Origin of the sequence: Neisseria sp. HMSC075C10, from assembly GCF_001815615.1 — a bacterium.
Lineage (GTDB): Bacteria > Pseudomonadota > Gammaproteobacteria > Burkholderiales > Neisseriaceae > Neisseria > Neisseria subflava_A.
Genome location: NZ_KV821245.1, coordinates 1 through 903 on the forward strand (window position 1 = coordinate 1; position 903 = coordinate 903).

Consider the following 903-nt stretch of genomic DNA (forward strand, 5'->3'; position numbering starts at 1 on the left):
GGGATTTTGGGGAATTTTGCAAAGGTCTCAAATGGTTTGGGTTTGACATGGAATCAGGTTGATTTAGACAGGAAGGTCTGTTGGTATCATCCTGATGAAATGAAAGCTGGAAATACACTGGGTGTTGCTTTGAATGATACTGCTGTTGAAGTATTAAAGCGGCAGATAGGCAAGCATAAGAAATTTGTTTTTGTGAATAAGCGGAATAAACCAATTAGCGGCATTAACAGCCGATATTGGAAGAAGACGTTAGAACTGGCAGAAATAGAAGACTTTATTTGGCACGATTATTTAAGGCACACTTGGGCAAATTGGTTAGTTCAGCTTGGCGTACCATTGAGAGTGTTGCAAGAAATGGGTGGTTGGAAGACGTTAAGGATGGTGCAGAGATACGCACATTTGGCTCCTGAACATCTTCATCAACATGCTCAAGTTTTGCACGAGCTTGTCACATTTGACACAAATGGTGCAAGTTAGACACAAATCAGGCACAAACAAAAAAGACAGCCTTACAAATAAGCTGTCAATTAGAAATTTGGAATATTAGGTTTTTCAATAAATTCAGATATTTATTGGTGCCCGGAGCCGGAATCGAACCGGCACGGCCGGTTTAGGGCCGACGGATTTTAAGTCCGTTGTGTCTACCTATTTCACCACCCGGGCGTAGACAATAAATTGAGAGATTGGAGGCGGGGGCGCGGATTTGAACCGGCCTATATAAGGGTTGCACCCCTTATAGCATAAACACTCTGCCACCCCGCCATGAAATGGATGGAGGCGAGAGTCGGAATCGAACCGGCGTAGACGGATTTGCAATCCGCTGCATAACCACTTTGCTATCTCGCCAAAACTACGTTTGAGTGTTGTAGTATGAAACTGGAGCGGGAAACGAGTCTCGAACTC

General features: G+C 44.1%; 1 protein-coding gene and 3 tRNA genes. 1 reads left to right on the forward strand and 3 read right to left on the reverse strand.

Going from position 1 to position 903, the window contains the following annotated elements:
- On the forward strand, window positions 1-477 hold a 477-nt coding region (locus tag HMPREF3047_RS01850; protein WP_141756541.1), incomplete at its 5' end, for a tyrosine-type recombinase/integrase.
- A gap of 96 nt (window positions 478-573) precedes the next feature.
- On the opposite strand, the gene HMPREF3047_RS01855 is transcribed toward HMPREF3047_RS01850, so the two are convergent.
- From HMPREF3047_RS01855 to HMPREF3047_RS01860, 3 genes are all read right to left on the reverse strand, one after another.
- A tRNA-Leu gene (locus tag HMPREF3047_RS01855) sits at window positions 574-663 on the reverse strand.
- Between the two features lie 21 nt (window positions 664-684).
- Window positions 685-762 (reverse strand) — tRNA-Cys (locus HMPREF3047_RS11380).
- 10 nt (window positions 763-772) lie between these two features.
- A tRNA-Cys gene (locus HMPREF3047_RS01860) sits at window positions 773-846 on the reverse strand.
- Window positions 847-903: the final 57 nt, after the last annotated feature.